The organism is Paraburkholderia franconis (genome assembly GCF_009362735.1).
GTDB classification, from domain to species: domain Bacteria; phylum Pseudomonadota; class Gammaproteobacteria; order Burkholderiales; family Burkholderiaceae; genus Paraburkholderia; species Paraburkholderia franconis.
In genome coordinates this window covers 1-1141 of the sequence record NZ_WHNP01000228.1, presented here as the reverse complement: position 1 = coordinate 1141, position 1141 = coordinate 1, and the positions used below count along the sequence as shown (strand labels likewise).

At 64.2% G+C, this 1141-nt stretch carries 1 protein-coding gene and 1 pseudogene; both read left to right on the top strand.

Annotation, left to right across the window (positions count from 1 at the left end; all coding sequences use genetic code 11):
* Nucleotides 1-122 precede the first annotated feature (122 nt).
* Nucleotides 123-539, top strand: a pseudogene (locus tag GCT13_RS47825) (pirin family protein); the annotation flags it as partial.
* 173 nt (nt 540-712) lie between these two features.
* A partial coding sequence (locus tag GCT13_RS47820) for a DoxX family protein (RefSeq protein ID WP_152768446.1) occupies nt 713-1141 on the top strand: 429 nt, incomplete at its 3' end.

Below are 1141 nucleotides of genomic sequence, written 5' to 3'. Positions count from 1 at the left end.
ATCGAACGCTCTTCAAGCCTGGCTTCAATATCCGTGCCCGCGTTCTGAATGCGGGCTTTATTTCCCGTCGCTTCGCTCGCCGGCTTACCGATTTACCGTATCGAGCATCACTTCATCGCACCATGCCAGGTCCAATCAAAACGATCCTCACGCCACGCGAAAGCGATATCGGCAATCTCGTCGTGCGGCGCGTGCTGCCTGCGCGCGCCGCCCGTCTCGTGGGCCCCTTCATCTTCTTCGATCACATGGGTCCCGCCGTATTGCCGGCCGGCGTGGGCGTCGACGTGCGCCCGCATCCGCATATCGGGCTCGCGACCGTTACCTATCTGTTCGAAGGCTCGCTGATGCATCGCGACAGCCTCGGCTTCGAACAGAAAATCGTGCCCGGCGATGTCAACTGGATGACGGCCGGGCGCGGCATCGTGCATTCGGAACGCACGCCCAATGAAGATCGTCCGGAGAGGCAGACGATGCACGGCATTCAGACGTGGGTCGCGCTGCCCGTCGATCACGAGGATGCGCAGCCCGGCTTCATGCACGAAGGGAGAAACCGAGGCTTCGTTGCAGCAGATGGCGGCGGCATCGTGCGGCTGCTCGAACGGATGCGCGGTGCACGGCCACGATCACGCGCGCGCCTGGTCGAACAGCGCGCCGGCGTCCGACCTGCGTTCGTTCTGGGGCGCGCTCGGCTGCGCGTGCTGGGCGGTCTGACATGAACGCGCGTGCACAGGGGAATCCACGCTGGATCGCCGCGATCCTCGCGCAGCCCTGGCTGCTGATGCTCATACGCACGGCGCTCGTGTCCGCCTATGTGATCGGCGGTCTTGCCAAGCTCGCGAACTTTCATGGCGCTGTGCTCGAACAGGAACATTTTGGGCTGCACCCAGGATGGTTGTGGGCGGCGCTCACGATCGTCGTCGAGCTTGGCGGCTCGGCGTGCGTGATCGCCAATCGCTTCGTGTGGCTGGGCGCGGGCGCGCTGGGCGCATTGACGGCCGTGGCGATGTTCGTCGCGAACGACTTCTGGAACCTGACGGGCGATGCGCACTTCTTTGCGCTGAACGCCTTCTTCGAACACCTTGGACTCATCGCCGCGCTTGTCATGGCGACATGCCTCGCCGGCGTCCAGCATTCTTCCGGC